At 43.2% G+C, this 17138-nt stretch carries 17 protein-coding genes and 2 pseudogenes; 13 read left to right on the top strand and 6 right to left on the bottom strand.

All coding sequences use genetic code 11. The annotated features are described in order from the left end of the window. Positions 1-418: 418 nt before the first annotated feature. The 4 genes and pseudogenes from LIZ66_RS16530 to LIZ66_RS19595 form a co-directional block, all read right to left on the bottom strand. The gene (locus LIZ66_RS16530) at positions 419-1567 is read right to left on the bottom strand and encodes an ABC transporter permease (protein WP_173719540.1); all 1149 of its coding nucleotides are present in this window, start codon (positions 1565-1567) and stop codon (positions 419-421) included. After that, positions 1554-2678, bottom strand: coding sequence for an ABC transporter permease (locus LIZ66_RS16535; protein WP_173716370.1), 1125 nt, complete (start codon positions 2676-2678; stop codon positions 1554-1556). The genes LIZ66_RS16530 and LIZ66_RS16535 overlap by 14 nt, the downstream gene beginning before the upstream one ends. Before the next feature lie 11 nt (positions 2679-2689). After that, on the bottom strand, positions 2690-3619 hold the full coding sequence (locus tag LIZ66_RS16540; protein WP_173716375.1) for an ABC transporter ATP-binding protein: 930 nt from the start codon (positions 3617-3619) through the stop codon (positions 2690-2692). Continuing rightward, positions 3567-3773: pseudogene (locus LIZ66_RS19595) on the bottom strand (DUF6783 domain-containing protein); the annotation flags it as partial. The pseudogene LIZ66_RS19595 and the gene LIZ66_RS16540, both read right to left, overlap by 53 nt. On the opposite strand from LIZ66_RS19595, the pseudogene LIZ66_RS19600 reads away from it, so the two are divergent. The 4 genes and pseudogenes from LIZ66_RS19600 to LIZ66_RS16555 all read left to right on the top strand — a co-directional run bounded on the left by LIZ66_RS19600 (position 3711) and on the right by LIZ66_RS16555 (position 6757). Beyond that, positions 3711-3857, top strand: a pseudogene (locus LIZ66_RS19600) (DUF6783 domain-containing protein). The pseudogenes LIZ66_RS19595 and LIZ66_RS19600 sit on opposite strands and share 63 nt — an antisense overlap. A gap of 304 nt (positions 3858-4161) precedes the next feature. Then, the gene (locus LIZ66_RS16545; protein WP_227201005.1) at positions 4162-5238 is read left to right on the top strand and encodes a sensor histidine kinase; all 1077 of its coding nucleotides are present in this window, start codon (positions 4162-4164) and stop codon (positions 5236-5238) included. 97 nt (positions 5239-5335) lie between these two features. Then, a complete protein-coding gene (locus tag LIZ66_RS16550; RefSeq protein ID WP_148463515.1) occupies positions 5336-5956 on the top strand; it encodes a response regulator transcription factor in 621 nt (206 codons plus the stop codon). Between the two features lie 12 nt (positions 5957-5968). After that, positions 5969-6757, top strand: coding sequence for a LytR/AlgR family response regulator transcription factor (locus LIZ66_RS16555; protein ID WP_148463516.1), 789 nt, complete (start codon positions 5969-5971; stop codon positions 6755-6757). Here the strand turns inward: LIZ66_RS16555 and LIZ66_RS19605 are convergent. Further along, on the bottom strand, positions 6660-6866 hold the full coding sequence (locus tag LIZ66_RS19605; protein ID WP_308768442.1) for a DUF6783 domain-containing protein: 207 nt from the start codon (positions 6864-6866) through the stop codon (positions 6660-6662). The genes LIZ66_RS16555 and LIZ66_RS19605 overlap by 98 nt on opposite strands. On the opposite strand from LIZ66_RS19605, the gene LIZ66_RS19610 reads away from it, so the two are divergent. Next, on the top strand, positions 6786-6986 hold the full coding sequence (locus tag LIZ66_RS19610) for a DUF6783 domain-containing protein (RefSeq protein ID WP_308768441.1): 201 nt from the start codon (positions 6786-6788) through the stop codon (positions 6984-6986). The two genes, LIZ66_RS19605 and LIZ66_RS19610, sit on opposite strands and share 81 nt — an antisense overlap. A 59-nt stretch (positions 6987-7045) precedes the next feature. Next, complete coding sequence (locus LIZ66_RS16560; protein WP_173735393.1) at positions 7046-7915, top strand: DegV family protein; 870 nt, start codon at positions 7046-7048, stop codon at positions 7913-7915. A 39-nt stretch (positions 7916-7954) separates the two neighbouring features. Here the strand turns inward: LIZ66_RS16560 and LIZ66_RS16565 are convergent, their stop codons facing one another. After that, positions 7955-8845 carry a polysaccharide deacetylase family protein gene (locus LIZ66_RS16565; protein WP_148463518.1) on the bottom strand — a complete coding sequence of 297 codons (891 nt, stop codon included), beginning with the start codon at positions 8843-8845 and terminating at the stop codon, positions 7955-7957. Positions 8846-9412: 567 nt separating this feature from the next. Between LIZ66_RS16565 and LIZ66_RS16570 the strand changes: the two genes are divergently transcribed. The 7 genes from LIZ66_RS16570 to LIZ66_RS16600 all read left to right on the top strand — a co-directional run bounded on the left by LIZ66_RS16570 (position 9413) and on the right by LIZ66_RS16600 (position 16836). Then, positions 9413-10549 carry a M24 family metallopeptidase gene (locus LIZ66_RS16570; RefSeq protein WP_227201006.1) on the top strand — a complete coding sequence of 379 codons (1137 nt, stop codon included), beginning with the start codon at positions 9413-9415 and terminating at the stop codon, positions 10547-10549. 153 nt (positions 10550-10702) lie between these two features. Then, positions 10703-11119, top strand: coding sequence for an amino acid-binding protein (locus LIZ66_RS16575; RefSeq protein WP_173719544.1), 417 nt, complete (start codon positions 10703-10705; stop codon positions 11117-11119). A gap of 90 nt (positions 11120-11209) precedes the next feature. Then, positions 11210-12529 (top strand): phosphopyruvate hydratase, encoded by a 1320-nt coding sequence (gene eno / locus LIZ66_RS16580; RefSeq protein ID WP_173716366.1) that lies wholly within the window; start codon positions 11210-11212, stop codon positions 12527-12529. A 109-nt stretch (positions 12530-12638) separates the two neighbouring features. Further along, a complete protein-coding gene (gene secG, locus LIZ66_RS16585) occupies positions 12639-12875 on the top strand; it encodes a preprotein translocase subunit SecG (RefSeq protein WP_118578738.1) in 237 nt (78 codons plus the stop codon). 197 nt (positions 12876-13072) lie between these two features. Beyond that, on the top strand, positions 13073-15517 hold the full coding sequence (rnr, locus tag LIZ66_RS16590) for a ribonuclease R (protein WP_227201007.1): 2445 nt from the start codon (positions 13073-13075) through the stop codon (positions 15515-15517). Positions 15518-15643: 126 nt separating this feature from the next. Further along, positions 15644-16114, top strand: a complete 471-nt coding sequence (gene smpB / locus LIZ66_RS16595; protein WP_021926591.1) for an SsrA-binding protein SmpB — start codon at positions 15644-15646, stop codon at positions 16112-16114. A gap of 179 nt (positions 16115-16293) precedes the next feature. Then, on the top strand, positions 16294-16836 hold the full coding sequence (locus LIZ66_RS16600) for an acyl-CoA thioesterase (RefSeq protein ID WP_306797102.1): 543 nt from the start codon (positions 16294-16296) through the stop codon (positions 16834-16836). Positions 16837-17138 lie beyond the last annotated feature (302 nt).

The raw sequence follows: 17138 nt of genomic DNA on the forward strand, positions 1-17138 counted from the left end.
TGATAGGGGTCTCCAAAACCTTTGGTGGGAGTTCGATTCTCTCATCCCCTGCTCTCTTGATCGCCGGAAGCCTTGATTTTACTGGGTTTCCGGCATTTTCTATTTCGTGGAATTTTCTAACGATGTCACCTATGATGTCAACTAGGAATGATTCCTAGTTTTTAAAAAGATATGACCTGTTTGACTTGTTCTTAATTCATTTCTATTGATTTATTGATAAAATAGTAGAATCATGTGTAGAATATATTATATTCTACTTGAGAAGTGATAATTTCAGCTGACTTACGTTTGCTGCTAAGAAGATTATAACGTAAATGGTCTGATTGCTTGTGGATAGTTCTGTGAATCATATTTGTTTTATAAAAATAATAAATAGGTTATTAACCTTAAAAATTTTGGCTGTGCAGAAAAGAGGGAATCACCCCTCTTTTCGATACCTTGAAACTGCCAGAATCAGACACACAAACACAACTGCAAACAGCACCTCGATTCCCATATCAAGATGTACCTTTCCAAGAAGCTCCGGTGTCAGGGAATGATGCCGGCTTAGAATTTCATTTACCTGTTCATACCAGTACACTGGCAGAAACTTGGCGACTTTCAGAACAGATTTGTCCATTATGTTCATAGGGACGAAGACACCACAGAGAAAGCACATGGAAAGAGAAACAATATTGGCTACGCCGCTTAAAATATTGCTGTTGGGAATAAACATTCCAATCAGGTAAGAGAGTGACAGTGAAACTACTAACATAAGCAATGTATTTGCAATATAATAGCCACAAAGTTCAGAATTCAAAAAGGTATTTCCATACATCAGCACCACTCCCAGGATTCCAAGAAGCCACAGAATGGCACCGATCACTCCCATTGCCAGCAATCCCTGGAGGGACTGACGCCTCACTGAAATAGCAGAGGCTTCCATCCGTTTCTGGATATCTCCCTTTTTGAAGGCCATAAGAATATATCCCATGGTATAGCAAAGAGCTCCCAGAAAAAGATAAGGAATATAACGAAAATAATAAGTGTAAGGAACCAGATCACTGCTTGCAGAATCAGAGGAAATCTTGGTGACCGGTTTATGAACTTCGGTTTTTACTGCCTGAACGGCTTCCTCCTGGGAAAAACCGGCAGCAACATAAGTCCGGATGGTACTGATATAACTGCTGATCTGCTGGTCAACATAATAGGAGCTGTAGGATCCTGGAACCTTGGTGACCTTCAGTGGCTGATTTCCTTGAATGCAAGCCTCGTAAAAGTCATCAGGAATCTGCACAATATACTCCACATTACGGTAAAAGAGATTTTCCTGAAGTACTTCCGGATTATTTTTCATAGGAATTACATTGTGAATCGTGTTAAGATAATCCACAAATCCCTGAGCCAGAACGCCTTGATCTTCCTTTACCACTCCAATATCAATGCTGGTATTTGCATAAAGGCTGTCTTCACTTTTTCCAGCGGCCATCTGCATGACAAGAGCCACAGAAAAGAAAATACCAAGATATATAATGACCAGCGTCACATTCTGTCTTAAAATTTTCATGTAACATTTAAATACTATCATAGCTTTCCCTCCGGATCAGTAAAAATGAAGCAGTCACTAATATTATGCTCATCACTGCAAGAGTGAACAGGTTGCGGTAATAGCGGCTCATATCGTCATACACATTGATGCAGTAAAAAGCATCAGAAATAAGTGCTGCCGGATTGATCCGGTTAATAACAGGCATATTTTTTTCTACCAGATCCTTCATGGTATTGTTCATAAGTCCTGATAAAAAGCTGCAGACCATGGAAAAACCAAGAATAATACCAATCTTTCCCCCTTCTTTCATTTTTCCAAGACTACCTACAAAAATTCCAATAGAAACCCCGATCAGGGATCCGAAAAAAGAAATAAGCAGCATGGATCCGATTTTTCCCTGAAAATCCAGCTTTAAAATATAGCGAAGATAGATCAGCAACACGATCACATCGAAATAGCCAAGCAAAAAAGAAGCAATCTGCTCTGAAAGAATCAGCTTCAGTTTATGCGTTGGAGTAACGCAGCGTCGTGCGGCAAGTGCTGTGAGATTGGCTTGAAGAGTTATGGCAGAGCCAAATCCGATAAAACAGCCATAGAGGCAGGTCATTGCAATCAATGCATAGAAAAACTGTGCACTTCCGTTAATAGTCTGTCCGCCAAGTGAAACTTCAGTAAGTGTTTCCTGTTGATTTAGCATCTGCCGTATTCCGTCCCACAGACCGGATGGATGTGTGCGGACTATAGTGCGGATGGTGCTTTTTCCGGTTTCGTAGCCGGACAAAATGGACTGAAGGATGCTCTGGGGGATTCCGTTGGAAGCTACTGTAAGAGAAGAGGAGCTTCCCACTTGATAGATACCGGAAATTTCTTCATTTTCCAGCTTGGTAAGTGCAGCTGATTCAGATAATTCCTGAGCAGCAATCAGATGATTTCCGTTGTTTTCAATTTGATCCAGAAACATAAGAAACAACGTATCAGCGCCTTCCTCTTTTACGATTCCAACCTGTACAGTCTCGAAATCAGCATCATCAATATTTCCAAAAGCAAAATAGAACATAGTTCCAAGAAGAATTGGAAAAATAAGCGGCCAGAAAGTGGTGGCAAAATTTTTCAGCTTTACAAGAAGATTATATTTGATCAAATGCAGCATGGCAGTCCTCCTTAATCTCGCAGCTGTTTCCCTGTGATTTCTAGGAATACGTCATTTAAAGTAGGTAGCTCAGAGGAAACCTGACCAAAGGAAATATCCTGGCTCTGCAGGTAATTGAGAAGCCGGATCAGGTTGTGGCGGGCACCTGTGCACCGTACAGTGAGAATCTGTTCCTCGTAATGCAGGTCAAAGACGTGGGGAAGAGTCCGGATGTCAGCCAGATTCTCCGAGGTAAGAGGAATGGCCTCAATAGTAATGGTCTCGCCGGTTTTGATCATTTTTTTCAGATCCTCTTTGGTGCCGGAGGCAATCACATGACCGTGATCCATAATTGCGATCCGTGTACAGATCTGCTCCACTTCTTCCATATAATGGGAAGTGTAAATGATGGTGGAACCCTGTTCATTCAGCTTCTGAATGCCTTCCAGGATTTTGTTCCGGCTCTGGGGGTCAACGGCTACCGTTGGCTCATCCATAATGATCAGGCGAGGCTTATGAGCAATTCCGCAAGCAATATTCAGTCGGCGGAGAAGACCGCCTGAGAGCTTCTTTGGACGCATTTTCCGGTAATCGTTAAGATCGGTAAAGGTAATGGCTTCTTCCACCAGTTCTTTTCTTTTCCTCTTATCCGGGACATAAAGCCCACAGAAATAATCAATGTTTTCATAGACAGTCAGTTCGTCAAAAACAGCCACATTCTGCAGCACGATTCCAATCTGCTGTTTTACTTTGTAATTGTCAGGACGCATTTCTTCTCCGAAAATATGAATGCTGCCTTTATCGTATTTGAGAAGAGAAAGCATACAATTGATAGCGGTAGTCTTTCCGGAGCCGTTGGGACCAAGAAGACCAAAAATCTCTCCTTCCGAAATACTCAGGTTCAGGTGATCAAGTGCCACCAGGTCCCCATATCTTTTTACCAGATTTTCTATTTGAACAATGTTTGTGGACACGCTTTTCCTCCTTCGGGTTTTCCCCGTATAGTAGCTGTATCATAAGTTTAGAGCGTGTTTGAAAAAGTCTTTCGGCAAGATGTACGTCACTATTTGTGGGAGATTTTGCCTGAATGAGAGCGCCGTAGCGGGCTACGGCAACTGAATTCGGGCGAAATATACCGCAAAGTGGAGCGTGCAGATTGCAGGAATGCTTTTTCAAACACACTTTAGTATAACGGAATAAGGGAAAATCGCCAAGTGTCAGATGTCACGGCCTTCACATGACAAATGTCATAAAATCACAGTTTGCTTCATTCACAAAAACACTTCGCGGAACATTACTAGTATATCGAAATTTAATATTCGATGTACTAGTAAAACGTAATGTCATAAAGCGCAGAACCTTCTTTACAGCGCAAGGTCAGTTATACTATAATAAGGGAAATGTCTGTAAGGCATATATGTAAAAAAACAGGTTAAATATTTGAAAATTACCGGTTACAGAGTGAACAGCAGTATTTGGAAAAAATGAGAAAGAAGGTGGCAGAGTGGGGCACTTTTGGGACTGTGGATTGCTGGTATTTTATAGCTTTCTGTCACTTTTTTTTCTGCCGCCAGGGGCGGGCTTTCTGATCGCTTTTTTGAGCTGTGTAAGTGTGATCTGTTGTGGATATGCGGTGAGAAAGAAGGCATTGCAGCTAATCCTTTACATTTTGTTCGGATTTCTGGGACTGGCTGTTCCAGAGACCTTTATCTTTTATCCATGTCTTTTTTATCTGCTTTTTCATGAAAAAATGAGGGGGCTGGCAGCAGTAGCAGTGATGTTTTTTCTCTGGAAAATACCTGAAAGCAGGGAAAACATGGGCTTTTTTGCAATGACCGGTGTATTTGGATTTTTACTGGCGTTTTTTATGGAGAGAAATACTGCAAAGAGTCAGATTCTGGAAGAGAAGCTGCGAAGGACCCAGGATGATTCCAAGGAGCGAAGCCTGCTTTTGTCCCAGAAAAATAAAGCTTTGCAGGAAAAACAGGATTATGAGATCTATAATGCTACCTTAAAGGAACGAAACCGGATCGCCAGGGAAATCCACGATAATGTGGGACATGTACTTTCACGTTCAATCCTTATGGTAGGGGCTGCAAAGACCATAAATAAAGATCCCGGGATGACCGCCATACTGAAAAATCTGGAGGATTCCCTGAACCATGCCATGAACAGCATCAGAAATAGTGTCCATGACCTTCACGATGAAGCAGTAAATTTAGAAGAAGTGGAAAAGAGCCTGGTTCATGAGTTTACATTTTGTTCGGTGCAGATGGTTTATGATATGACAAGAGAGGTTCCAAGGGAGGTGAAATACTGTTTTATCAGTATTACCAAAGAGGCCTTCGCAAATATTATGAAGCACAGCAACGCCACGAAGGTGCAGCTGATCCTTCGGGAGCATCCGGGACTGTACCAGCTTTGTATAGAGGATAATGGGACAGATGCTTTTTATGATCCGGAAAAATCCGGTATTGGAATTGTAAATATGAAAGAAAGGGTAAATGCCCTGGGTGGAACCATACAGATTTTTACGGATAAGGGATTCCGGATTTTTATTACAATACCCAAATGTGGTTGAGGTGGATTCCGATAAAGATACAGTAAAGCGGGCATACAGATTATGGAAATTATTTTTTGAATGTGTTCCGGAAATGAAAGAAAAGCAGGAGTAAGAAATGAAAATAATAATTGTAGACGATGACTGCCTGGTGGCGGGTGCGTTGAAAACCATTCTGGAAGTGAATGAGGATGTGGAAGTGTTAGCGACTGGAGCAAACGGAAAAGAGGCCTGTGAGCTTTATGAAAGGTATGAGCCGGATGTGCTTCTTATGGATATTCGAATGGAGAAAATGGACGGTCTGGAAGCATCCCGGAGTATTTTGTCCAGGCATCCAAAGGCAAATATTCTGCTTCTTACCACTTTTTCCGATGACGAATATATAGTAAAAGCCTTGCGACTTGGTGCAAAGGGATATCTTCTGAAACAGGATTATGGCAGTATTCTGCCTGCACTTCGGGCGGTTTACTGTGGGCAGACAGTATTTGGGACAGAAATAGTTTCCAGGATTCCAGACCTTTTGCAGGGAGAAAAGAAGTTTGATTATGGAAAATATGACATTAATGAGAGAGAATTTGAGATGATAGAGCTGATCGCAAATGGATACAGCAATAAGGAGATTGCGGCAGAGCTTTTCCTGAGTGAAGGAACCGTGCGGAATTATCTGAGCATGATCCTGGAAAAACTGCAGCTGCGTGACCGTACACAGGTGGCAGTTTTTTATTACCAGCATAAATAGGAGCGACAGAAGATGAACATACAGAAAATTGGAGATCGGACAGCAGAGCTTTTGAATTTATATTATAACAATGAGATAGAGCCTTTTTTGAACTCTTGTCATGAGGATGTTCTTTGGATAGGACCTGCAGACAGGCAGGTGATCCGCGGAAGAAAAAATCTGGTAGATGCTTTTCACGCTGAGAAACACGAACTGAAGTTTTCCCTGAATAATCTGACGGTGCTGCCGCTTGCCACTACAAGCAGTACGGTGGCAGAGATCATGACTTTTATGCTGGTAGATACGATCTGGCCGGATAACAGTGCAAGCCGGGTAAATCAGCGTATGCAGTTTACCTGGGTGGAGCAAAAAGGTGTGCCGAAGATACGTGTGATCTTTATTTCAAATGCAATTCAGTATGATGAGAGGGATGGTATTTATCCGGTACATTATGATGAGAATTATCGTAAGTTTGTCCTTACAGGAGAGACCAGATCAGAGCGGATTTACGTGAAAGGAATTGATAAGTCCATTCTTTATCTGAATTGGTCGCGTGTGATCTATGTGGAAAGTCTCGGCAATCATACGGTGATCCATACTCTGGATCAGGAGTTTGAGTCTACAGAAAGCCTGAAAACTCTGGAAAAACGTTATGGGAACCTGTTTCTGAAGTGCCACGAGAGTTACATGGTAAACCCGGCACATGTCCATTCTATCCGCAGATTTAAAATGACTGTAACAGGAGGACGGGAACTTCCAGTTCCGGAAAAAAAGTATACGGCAGTAAAAAAGACGCTGCAAAAAATAATTGTAGCCCGTTAGAGCGTGTCTGAAAAAGGCTTTCTGCAAGATGTGCGTCACAATTTGTGGGAAATTTTGCCCGGATGAGGGCGCCGTAGCGGGCTACGGCAACCGAATTCGGACGAAATATACCGCAAAGTGGGGCGTGCAGATCGCGGGAATGCTTTTTCCAACATGCTCTGAGGAAAAACGTTACAAAAGTACCAAAAATGTAAAAAAATACACACGTCATAAAAGAAGTATGCTATAATGGGAGCACTTAACCGATTACAGTATAAGGAATTGCCAATTAAACAAGGAGAACCCAGTATGAGTAATTATGTGATCATAACAGATACATCTGCAGATATTCCGGCAGACATTTTAGATAAGGGTCAGATTCATCTGATTCCTATGGTATACCAGTTAAACGGAGAGGAGTGTCCGCACAGGAATCCGGGAAACTGGGACAGCAGGGCTTTTTATGACAAGCTTCGTGCAGGTGGAACCGGAAGTACTTCCCAGATTTCCCCGGCTACATATACCGATTGTTTTGAACCGTTTCTGAAAGAGGGCAAGGATATTCTTTATATTTCCCTTTCCGGAGGACTGACTTCTACATGGCAGAGCTCTCGCATTGCAGCTGCTGATCTGATGGAAGAGTACCCGGAGTGTAAGATCTCCTGCGTGGATTCTCTTGCAGCTACAGGAGGACAGGGAATCCTGGTGATCCTGGCAGCAGAAAACCAGAATAAAGGAATGTCCCTGGAGGAGAATACGTCATGGCTGGAGGAGAATCGTCTCCATATTTGCCATTGGTTTACAGTAGATGATCTTGATTTTCTGAAACGAGGCGGACGTATTTCCCCCACAATCGCCTGGATCGGCGGAAAGCTGAAGATCAAACCGATTCTTCGTATTGTGGAGGATGGAACTCTGGCAATCCCGGAGAAGGTACGCGGCTCCAAGGTTGCTATGAATACGATCGTTTCCAAGTATATCAGTTCCGGATTAAATGAGGAGCATCCTTATGTATTTATCTGTCACGGTGATGCTGCTGAGCAGGCTGAGAAAGAGAAGGCTGCTATCCTGGAAGCTGTACCACAGGCTCAGGTTATCATTATGCCAATGAGCCCGATTATTGGAATTCATACTGGTCCTGGAGTACAGGCGGTTATTTATTTTGGAAATAATAGGTAATTAAAGCCTTTTTCAAACCTGTTCCAGGAAAGCAAAAATTCAGAAATCATTGAGCGTTCCAAATGTATATCCCATTTCTTTCCATTTGGTCAGCAGTTCATCCAGAATCTGTCCATTTGTGGAAGAAGTATTGTGCAGCAGGACAATTGCCCCTGGGTGGATTCGTGTGAGAAGCTTATCGAAGGCTTCCTCTCTGGTTGGCTGTTTATCCTGATACCAGTCCACGTAGGCAAGACTCCAGAAGAAGGTTTTATACCCCAGTTCCTTTGCCATGGACAGATTTGCTGTACTGTAAATTCCCTGAGGCGGCCGGTAGAATTTCGTCATGGATTCTCCGGTCGTTTCTTTATACAGATTTTCCACGCCCTCCAGCTGTTTCCTGAAATCATTCAGAGAAGAAATCCCGGACATATCCGGGTGAGAGAGGGTATGATTTCCTACAATATGCCCTTCCTGAACCATTTCTTTTATCAGATCTCCATTATCTCTTATGAAATTTCCAACAACGAAAAAAGTTGCTTTTACATTGTGTTTTTTCAATGCATTAAGAAGCAGCGGTGTATTGCCATTTTCATAGCCACAGTCAAAAGTAAGATAGAGTATTTTCTCCTGGGTATCCTTTGCAAAGTAGGCGTTATAGGAAGCAAGCTCTTGGATGGAAGCATTTCCTACAGGACGTTTTCCTTCTTCCTGGAAACTGAGTCCCCAGCTTGCGCAGTCTGATGAAGTAGCGACTGCTTCCGGGGGCGAAAAATGTTGGACGATCACCCGGGCGGCAGAACCAGCCAGAAAGGACAGGGCGAAGAGAAGAGGAACGACGGCGTAGTGGAGAAAGTCTTTGATCGCAGGGCGATTTTTCGAGCAAAAAGAGGAAATATGCGAAGAGAATTTTTCCTTCAGTGCTGGAAAAGAAAAAATGGGAAATTTCATGAAGAGAAAACCTCACGGGTATTTTTTTACAGATATATGAGAAAATAAAAGGTTTATGCCAGAGCGTGTTTGAAAAATCATGCGAATAAGGGCAAGGCAGCTGCTTGAAAATGAAAGGAAAATCCAGACATTAATTAAGCCACCAGCATCGACGTTTACTGGTGGCTTAAATCTGATCCATATCCAATGGAATGTACCTCTCTTTCCGAATATATTATGCGTTTAAAACAATTGGAATTAAGGCTTACGTTCTTGGTGGACTGTACCTCGCTTTTCTTAAAGTGTTAAAAATTAAGATGTTTCGTTATGCTTCTGGTGGTCCGTACCTCTCTTTCTTAGATTATAAGTAATGAACTTATGTTTTCGGTGGTCTCACTCCTTTTTGTTTTTATTTTTAAGTTCCTTTTGTTTTATGAGCTTACTATAACAGATTACTTCTCGTTTGTCAACAAATAATTTGAAAAAAATATTATTTTATATAAAATAAAAAGTTTATACGTGTGAAAAGAATTAAAAATTCAGATAATATTTCCGCGTATAATGTGGTATGATGAAACTATAAAGAATATGGCTTTTCAACGTGATAAAGTGCTGGGAAGCTATATGACAGAAGATGAGGAGGAAGCAAAGATGTTAAATGCAATTCTTGATGAATTGAAACTGAATGCCCTTGTGATCACAGATCCGTATAACATGCGACATGTAAGCGGTTTTCGTGGCGGCGAGGGCGCTTTATATATTTCAGCAGCCCAGAAGGTGCTGATCACAGATTCCCGTTATACGGAGCAGGCCGGTAAGGAGAGCGATTTCACAGTAATCGAAGAGTGCCGTGGGCATAACCGTCAGACGATTCTGAAGGAGTGTATGGAGAAGGAGAATGTAAGCAGCGATTTCCATATGGGATATGAGGATCAGTCCATGCTTTGCTGTGATTTTGATAAGCTCAGAAAGGAACTGCCGGTTCAGACATGGATACCTCTTGGCAGCAGAATCGATGATCTTCGCCAGGTTAAGACTGAGGAAGAACTGGAGTATCTGGCAAGAGCCGAAGAAATCGGGGACAAAGCATTTGCAGAATTTTTGAAAATCGTGAAACCAGGAATGACAGAGCTGGAAGCTGCGGCAGAACTGGAATACCTGATGAAAAAAGAGGGAGCAGAGGATTTAAGCTTTAACACGATCATCGCTTCCGGTCTGAATTCTTCCATGCCTCACGCAATTCCAGGATATAAGAAGCTGGAGGAAGGGGATTTTGTTACCTGTGATTTTGGCTGTAAATACAAGGGATACTGCTCCGATATGACACGTACCTTTGTCCTCGGAAAAGCAAGCGATAAACAGAAAGAAATTTACAATGTTGTATTAAAAGCACAGCTGGCCGGTCTTGCAGCAGTAAAGGCTGGTGTAAGCGGAGCGAGTGTGGATAAGGTTGCGAGAGATATTATTACAGAGGCTGGTTATGGTGACTGTTTTGGTCACGGACTTGGTCACAGTGTAGGTCTTTTCATCCATGAAAGTCCGCGCCTCTCTCCCTCTGACGATACCATTCTGAAAGCCAATATGATCGAGACAGTTGAACCTGGTATTTATGTACCTGGTTTCGGAGGGGTTCGTATTGAGGATATGGTAGTGGTAACGGAAGACGGCTGCCGCAATCTGGCACATTCTCCTAAGGAACTGATTGAGGTTCCTGTTGAGAAATAAAGAGCTGATTTATATATAGTGAATAGATAGTAATGTTGCCGACAGGCGAAATGTCTGTTTTGTGAAAGAAAATTATCTGCCCGAGTGGCATCTTAGTTTCTTTTATGATTAAAATGTTAATATTGTTATTGAAATATGGAAAGGAATAAGAAAATGCTGAAACAATTATCGATTTTTGCGGAAAATATCAAAGGAAAAATGCAGCGGGTGACTGGAATCCTCCTGGAGGAGGATATTAATATCCTTGGTTCTGTTACCAATGACAGTGCTGAATATGGAATTATACGTATGGTTGTTTCCAAACCTGAGCAGGCGTTAGAAGCGCTGACAAAGGCTGGTTTTATCTGTAAGCTTAGTGATGTTCTTGGAATCGAGGTAAAGGATGAGGTTGGTAATCTGAACAAACTGCTTCTCAGTCTCCAGGAGAGCAACATCAATATTGATTATCTGTATCTGTCTTTCAACCGTGCTACCGGACTTCCGATCATGGTTCTACACGTACCGGATATCAGTGAGGTGGAGGCATGTCTGAGAAATAAGGGATTTAATTCCATTTCTGAGGTTCATTGAGCACTTCAGGCAGAAACAGAATCTGAAATCCTGCATAGAACTCTGAATAGTTGGAAAAACTACCGTTATCAATCTTTAGGAGGTAAGGAAATGTTACGGTATTTGCCTATTCGGAAGATTCACGCAAGACAAATTCTGGATTCCAGAGGTAATCCTACTGTGGAGGTAGAAGTGACAGTTGGAGAAGGCGTTATTGGAATCAATGGATATACAGGCCGTGCAGCAGTTCCATCCGGCGCGTCCACAGGAAAATTCGAAGCACTGGAGCTAAGAGACGGCGATAAAGGAAATTATAAAGGTCTTAGTGTACAAAAAGCAGTGGATAATGTAAACACGAAAATCTCGGAGGCAATTCTGGGAGAAAATGCACTGGATCAGACCTATATTGATTCTCTTCTGATCCAGACAGATGGTACGGACAATAAAAGCAATCTTGGGGCGAATGCCACTCTTGGTGTTTCTATGGCGGTGGCGAGGGCAGCCGCTATGGCACTTCGGATTCCGCTTTATCAGTATATCGGAGGCTGTCATGCGAACAGGATGCCAGTACCAATGATGAATATTTTGAATGGCGGGCGGCATGCGGACAATACAGTGGATCTTCAGGAGTTTATGATCATGCCAGTTGGGGCTTCCTGTTTTTCAGAGGGAATCCGCATGTGTGTGGAGATTTATCAGTCACTGAGGATTCTTTTAAAAAAGAAAAATCTGTCTACAGCAGTGGGCGATGAGGGTGGTTTTGCACCGGATCTGAAGGATTCCAGGGAGATTCTGGAATTGATCCTTGAGGCTGTGAAGAACGCCGGATATGAGCCGGGAAAAGATATTGGCATTGCCATTGATGCGGCAGCCAGTGAATTATATGACGGAGAAAAAGATGGTTACTATTTTCCTGGGGAGAGTAAGATGACTGGAAAAGAAGTAATCCGGGATTCTAATGAAATGATCCGTTATTACGAAAATCTGTTGGATGAATTTCCTGTTGTTTCTATCGAGGACGGACTGCAGGAGGATGACTGGGAGGGCTGGAAAGCTATGACGGAGCGGCTTGGAAGCCGTGTACAGCTGGTTGGGGATGACCTTTTTGTGACAAATATCAAACGGCTGTCCTGTGGAATAAAGCTTGGAACAGCAAATGCAATCCTGATCAAGGTAAATCAGATCGGAACCCTGACAGAGTCTCTGGAGGCAGTAGAACTGGCTGCACGGGCGGGTTATCGCTCTGTTATTTCCCACCGCTCCGGTGAAACGGAGGATTCCTTTATTGCAGATCTTGCAGTGGCAACTGGTGCGGGGCAGATCAAGACTGGTGCACCATGTCGTTCAGATAGAAATGCCAAGTATAATCAGCTTCTGAGAATCCATGAGCAGCTTGGCAGACTGTCGATGTATGAGAATCCGTTTGCCTGACCCTGAAAAAAACGATAGCGTAATTTGTCCAAATTCAAGATAAAAAGGAGTTGAAATCAAATGCTGGCTATGGTATAATATCTCCTAGTTGATTAGGAGGTGTAACCACGTGCAGATTTTAAGAACGATTTTAACAATTCTTTTTGTTATAGATTGTATTGCCCTTACCGTAGTAGTCCTTATGCAGGAAGGTAAGTCACAGGGTCTTGGTGCGATCGCCGGAGCTGCAGACACATACTGGGGTAAGAACAAAGGACGTTCCATGGAGGGCGGTCTTGTTAAGGCAACTACAGTTATGGGAGTTTTGTTCTTTGTACTGGCAGTTGTATTGAACCTGAATTTCTAAGAATAAACTGGGAAACACTCTTGTTGATCTGATCGCAAGAGTGTTTTTTATGTAAGCGGAAAATCCTGCTTTGCAGGATTCTTTCCTGATAATAGGAAATTATGGAAAGATGGTAGAAAAGTTTTGTGATAATTACAGTCTGTGCGTGCGATTTTAATAGAGCAGCTTGCGTGTGCAGGTATTAAGAAGGAGACAAATTGAGTAAAGACAGAGAATTTGACAAACGAAAAAAATTTATGATGGAGCTTCTTGGAGACCCGGTGTACCAGCCTATGCGTTTCAGGGAAATTGCAGGTCTTCTGCGCCTTTCAAAGGACGAGAAGAAGGATCTGTACCGTGTTCTGGATGATCTGGTAGCAGAGGGAAAGGTTGACCTGGATTCCAAGGGACGTTATTCCAAAGTAACTGGAAGAAAGCGCGGGAAAGAGAAGCAGCGAGGAAAAAGAGAAGAACGTGACGAGAAGTTTTCGGGTAAACGTTCCGGGAAATATACAGAAGAAGGCTCCGAGAGACGTACCGGGAAGAAAGATGAGAAGCATTCCGATAAGAAATATAATGATAAGCAGGCTGGAAAGTATGATCACCGCAAGTCCGACGATCATTACAGCAGGGGAAAAGATAAGTACGACGATAGGAAACACGGCAGACGCTGCGAGGATGATGACCCGGAATTCCGCCTTGCCCGTCTGGAGAACGAATATCCGGACAGTCCATCTGTGGAAGGCACCTTTATCGGTCATCCCAAGGGCTTTGGATTCGTGGAAATCGAGGGGGAAGACAACGACGTATTTATTTCGGAAGATTGTACCGGAACGGCTATGCACCAGGATAAGGTTCGTGTTATAATCACAAAAGAGCCGCAGGAAGGCAAACGCCGCGAGGGAATTGTAGTAAAAGTTCTGGAAAGAGGTATGACCCAGATCGTGGGAACCTACGAGAACAGCCGTGACTTTGGTTTTGTGGTAAGTGACAACCCTAAATTTTCCAGGGATGTATTTATTCCGAGAAAAGATTCCCAGGGAATTAAGGACGGGGATAAGGTAGTGGTGGAAATCACCAGCTACGGAAGCAAGAATCGCAATCCGGAAGGTAAGATCGTAGAGAATCTGGGAAGCTGCCGTGCACCTGGAACAGATATCCTTGCCATTGTAAAAAGCTTTGGCATTCCAAGCGAATTTCCGGATAAAGTAATCCGTCAGGCTGACCGTGTGCCGGATCATGTTCTGGATGCTGACAGGGATGGCCGACTGGATCTTCGCCATCTTCAGACCGTCACCATCGACGGAGAAGACGCCAAGGATCTGGATGATGCAGTTACTTTGACAAAGGAGAATGGCATCTATCATCTTGGTGTTCACATTGCAGATGTAAGCAATTATGTACAGGGTGGAAGCGCCCTTGACCGTGAGGCGTTGAAGCGGGGAACCAGTGTATATCTGGCAGACCGCGTAATTCCCATGCTCCCGGTACGGCTTTCCAACGGAATCTGTTCTCTGAACCAGGGGCAGGATCGTCTTACTTTAAGCTGTCTTATGGATATTGATAAAAAAGGAAATATGATTTCCCATAAGATTGCAGAGACTGTGATCTGTGTAGATGAGAGAATGAATTATACAGATGTGAAAAACATTCTGGAGGATACTGACGAAGAGGCAAAGAAACGCTATGAAAAACTTGTTCCCATGTTTTTCCTGATGAAAGAGCTTTCTGAAATCCTTCGTGGAAACCGCCATCACAGAGGCTCCATTGATTTTGATTTTCCGGAGAGCAAGATTATCTTAAATGCAGCAGGAAGAGCCATTGACATTAAGCCATATGAGGCAAATGTGGCAACAAGGATCATTGAGGATTTCATGCTTATGGCAAATGAGACTGTGGCAGAGGAGTGCTGCAGGGATGATATGCCGTTTGTTTACCGTACCCATGAGACTCCGGATCCCGAGAAAGTGGAGAGCCTTCTCACACTTCTTCATAATCAGGGAGTGTCGGTGCAGAAGCATGGCCAGGAGATTACCCCGAAAGAGATCCAGACTATTCTGGAGAGCATTGAGGGACTTCCAAACGAGCCACAGATCAGCCGCCTTACTCTTCGAACCATGAAACAGGCGAAGTATACTACAGAATGCAGCGGCCATTTTGGACTTGCAGCGAAATATTACTGCCATTTTACTTCTCCAATCCGTCGTTATCCGGATCTTCAGATTCACAGGATCATTAAGGATAAGCTTCGGGGACGTCTGGAAAGAGAGGGAAAAACAGAGCATTATAAAGAGATTCTGGAAGATGTGGCACGCCAGTCCAGTGTGTGTGAGCGCCGGGCGGACGAAGCAGAGAGAGAATCTGACAAGCTGAAAAAAGCAGAATATATGTCTTACCATATTGGGGAAGAATTTGAAGGAATCATTTCCGGTGTTACTGGCTGGGGCTTCTATGTGGAACTTCCAAATACGGTAGAGGGACTGGTTCATGTAAATACACTGAGGGATGATTATTACACCTTTGATCAGGATGCTTACGAGTTGATCGGCGATGTGACACACAAGGTGTTTGCACTGGGACAGAAGGTACGTGTGAGAGTTGCAGACGCAGATACCATGCTGAAGACTGTGGATTTTGTTCTGGCAGAGGAGCAAGAGTGGTAATTAGAAGTTACTGTTCATTCTGCGATCAAAAGCACGCTTTGCGATGCATAGAAACTACGCTCTAGAACAGCAACCCTTTGTTTTGAACGCCCGCTTGCAGGCGGAAATCCATATAGGGAGGAACTTATGGCAAAGAAACCAGGAATCAAACTGATTGCAAATAATAAAAAGGCATTTCACGATTATTTTATAGAAGACACGTATGAGGCAGGAATTGCCCTGGCAGGAACAGAAGTAAAATCCCTGCGTATGGGAAAATGCAGCGTCAAGGAATCTTTTGTGCGGATTCAGAATGGGGAGGTTTATATCTATGGAATGAACATCAGCCCATACGAAAAAGGCAATATTTTCAATAAAGATCCCCTTCGTATCCGTAAACTTCTCCTTCACCGCAGTGAGATCAACAAGATGGAAGCCAAACTGAAGGAAAAAGGTCTTACCCTTGTGCCAATCAAGGTCTATTTCAAGGACAGCCTTGTGAAGGTGGAAATTGGTATGGCAAGAGGTAAGAAATTGTATGACAAACGTCAGGATATCGCTAAGAAAGATCAGAGACGAGAAGCAGAGCGTGATTTCAAGGTGAAGAATTTATATTAAAAACAATGGGAGCTGGGGATTTTTATGATGAAAAATTCCCGGCTTTCGTAAATTTCTGTTAAACATTTATAGGGGATCAGCTGTAAAGATGCAGCATATAAAAAGTCAGACAGGTCAATATGGTATTTATTTAATATTCGCTGTACAGGCAGCATGAAAACAGTAAAAAGAGGTTGGCTATGGAAGAGAAAATAAAAGAGAAAACAAAAGAGAAAATACAGGAAGCAAAGGAAACAACAAAAGAAAACCGTCTGATGAAAACCGTAGAGGATTCCAGAACGGAGCAGGTTCATCTGATCATGCACCAGCACTTAAATGCCGGCGGCAGATTGTTTGGAGGAATGCTGATGCAGTGGGTGGATGAGGTGTCTGGCGTGGTTGCCATGCGTCATTGCGGGACTTATCGTGTCACAACTGCAGCTGTGGACAATCTACAGTTTAAGGAGCCCGTTTACGAGGGCGAGCTCCTTGTGATGATCGGCTATGTGACCTATGTGGGAAATACCTCCATGGAAGTGGAAATTGATTCCTATGTGGAGCGCGGTGATGGAATGCGTTACCTGGTAAACCGTGCTTTTTCTGTGATGGTAGCTGTGGATAAGAATGAACGTCCTACCCGAATCCCCGGCCTTATTATCCACACAGAAGCAGAGAAAGGCCGCCATGAGGCAGCTCTGCTCCGCAGGGATATGCGTAAAGAGCGAAGAGACGCCGGGTTTTAAAAATTGAGACATGTTGTCAAAAACTATTTGAGTCAGAGATAGAGAAAACTGTCCCTGGCTCTTTTTGTTCACAGAAGAAGTACGCAGGATCTTCCTTCCCGGTGAAGGCACCAGAGAGAATGGGGAAAAGAAACCCGAGAGTTGCGGCGCGAAATCGTGCAAAGCATGATTTCTGTGCATCGCGAAGCGTGTTACTGTGAATGGAGTGAACAGTAACGAAAAGTTTAAAAATTGTATGAAATCATCCCGCGTTCGGTTGACAAGTCTGTCATACTCTGTAATAATAATGGAGAACAAAAAGT

Origin of the sequence: Blautia faecis, assembly GCF_020554845.1 — a bacterium.
GTDB lineage: Bacteria > Bacillota > Clostridia > Lachnospirales > Lachnospiraceae > Blautia_A > Blautia_A faecis.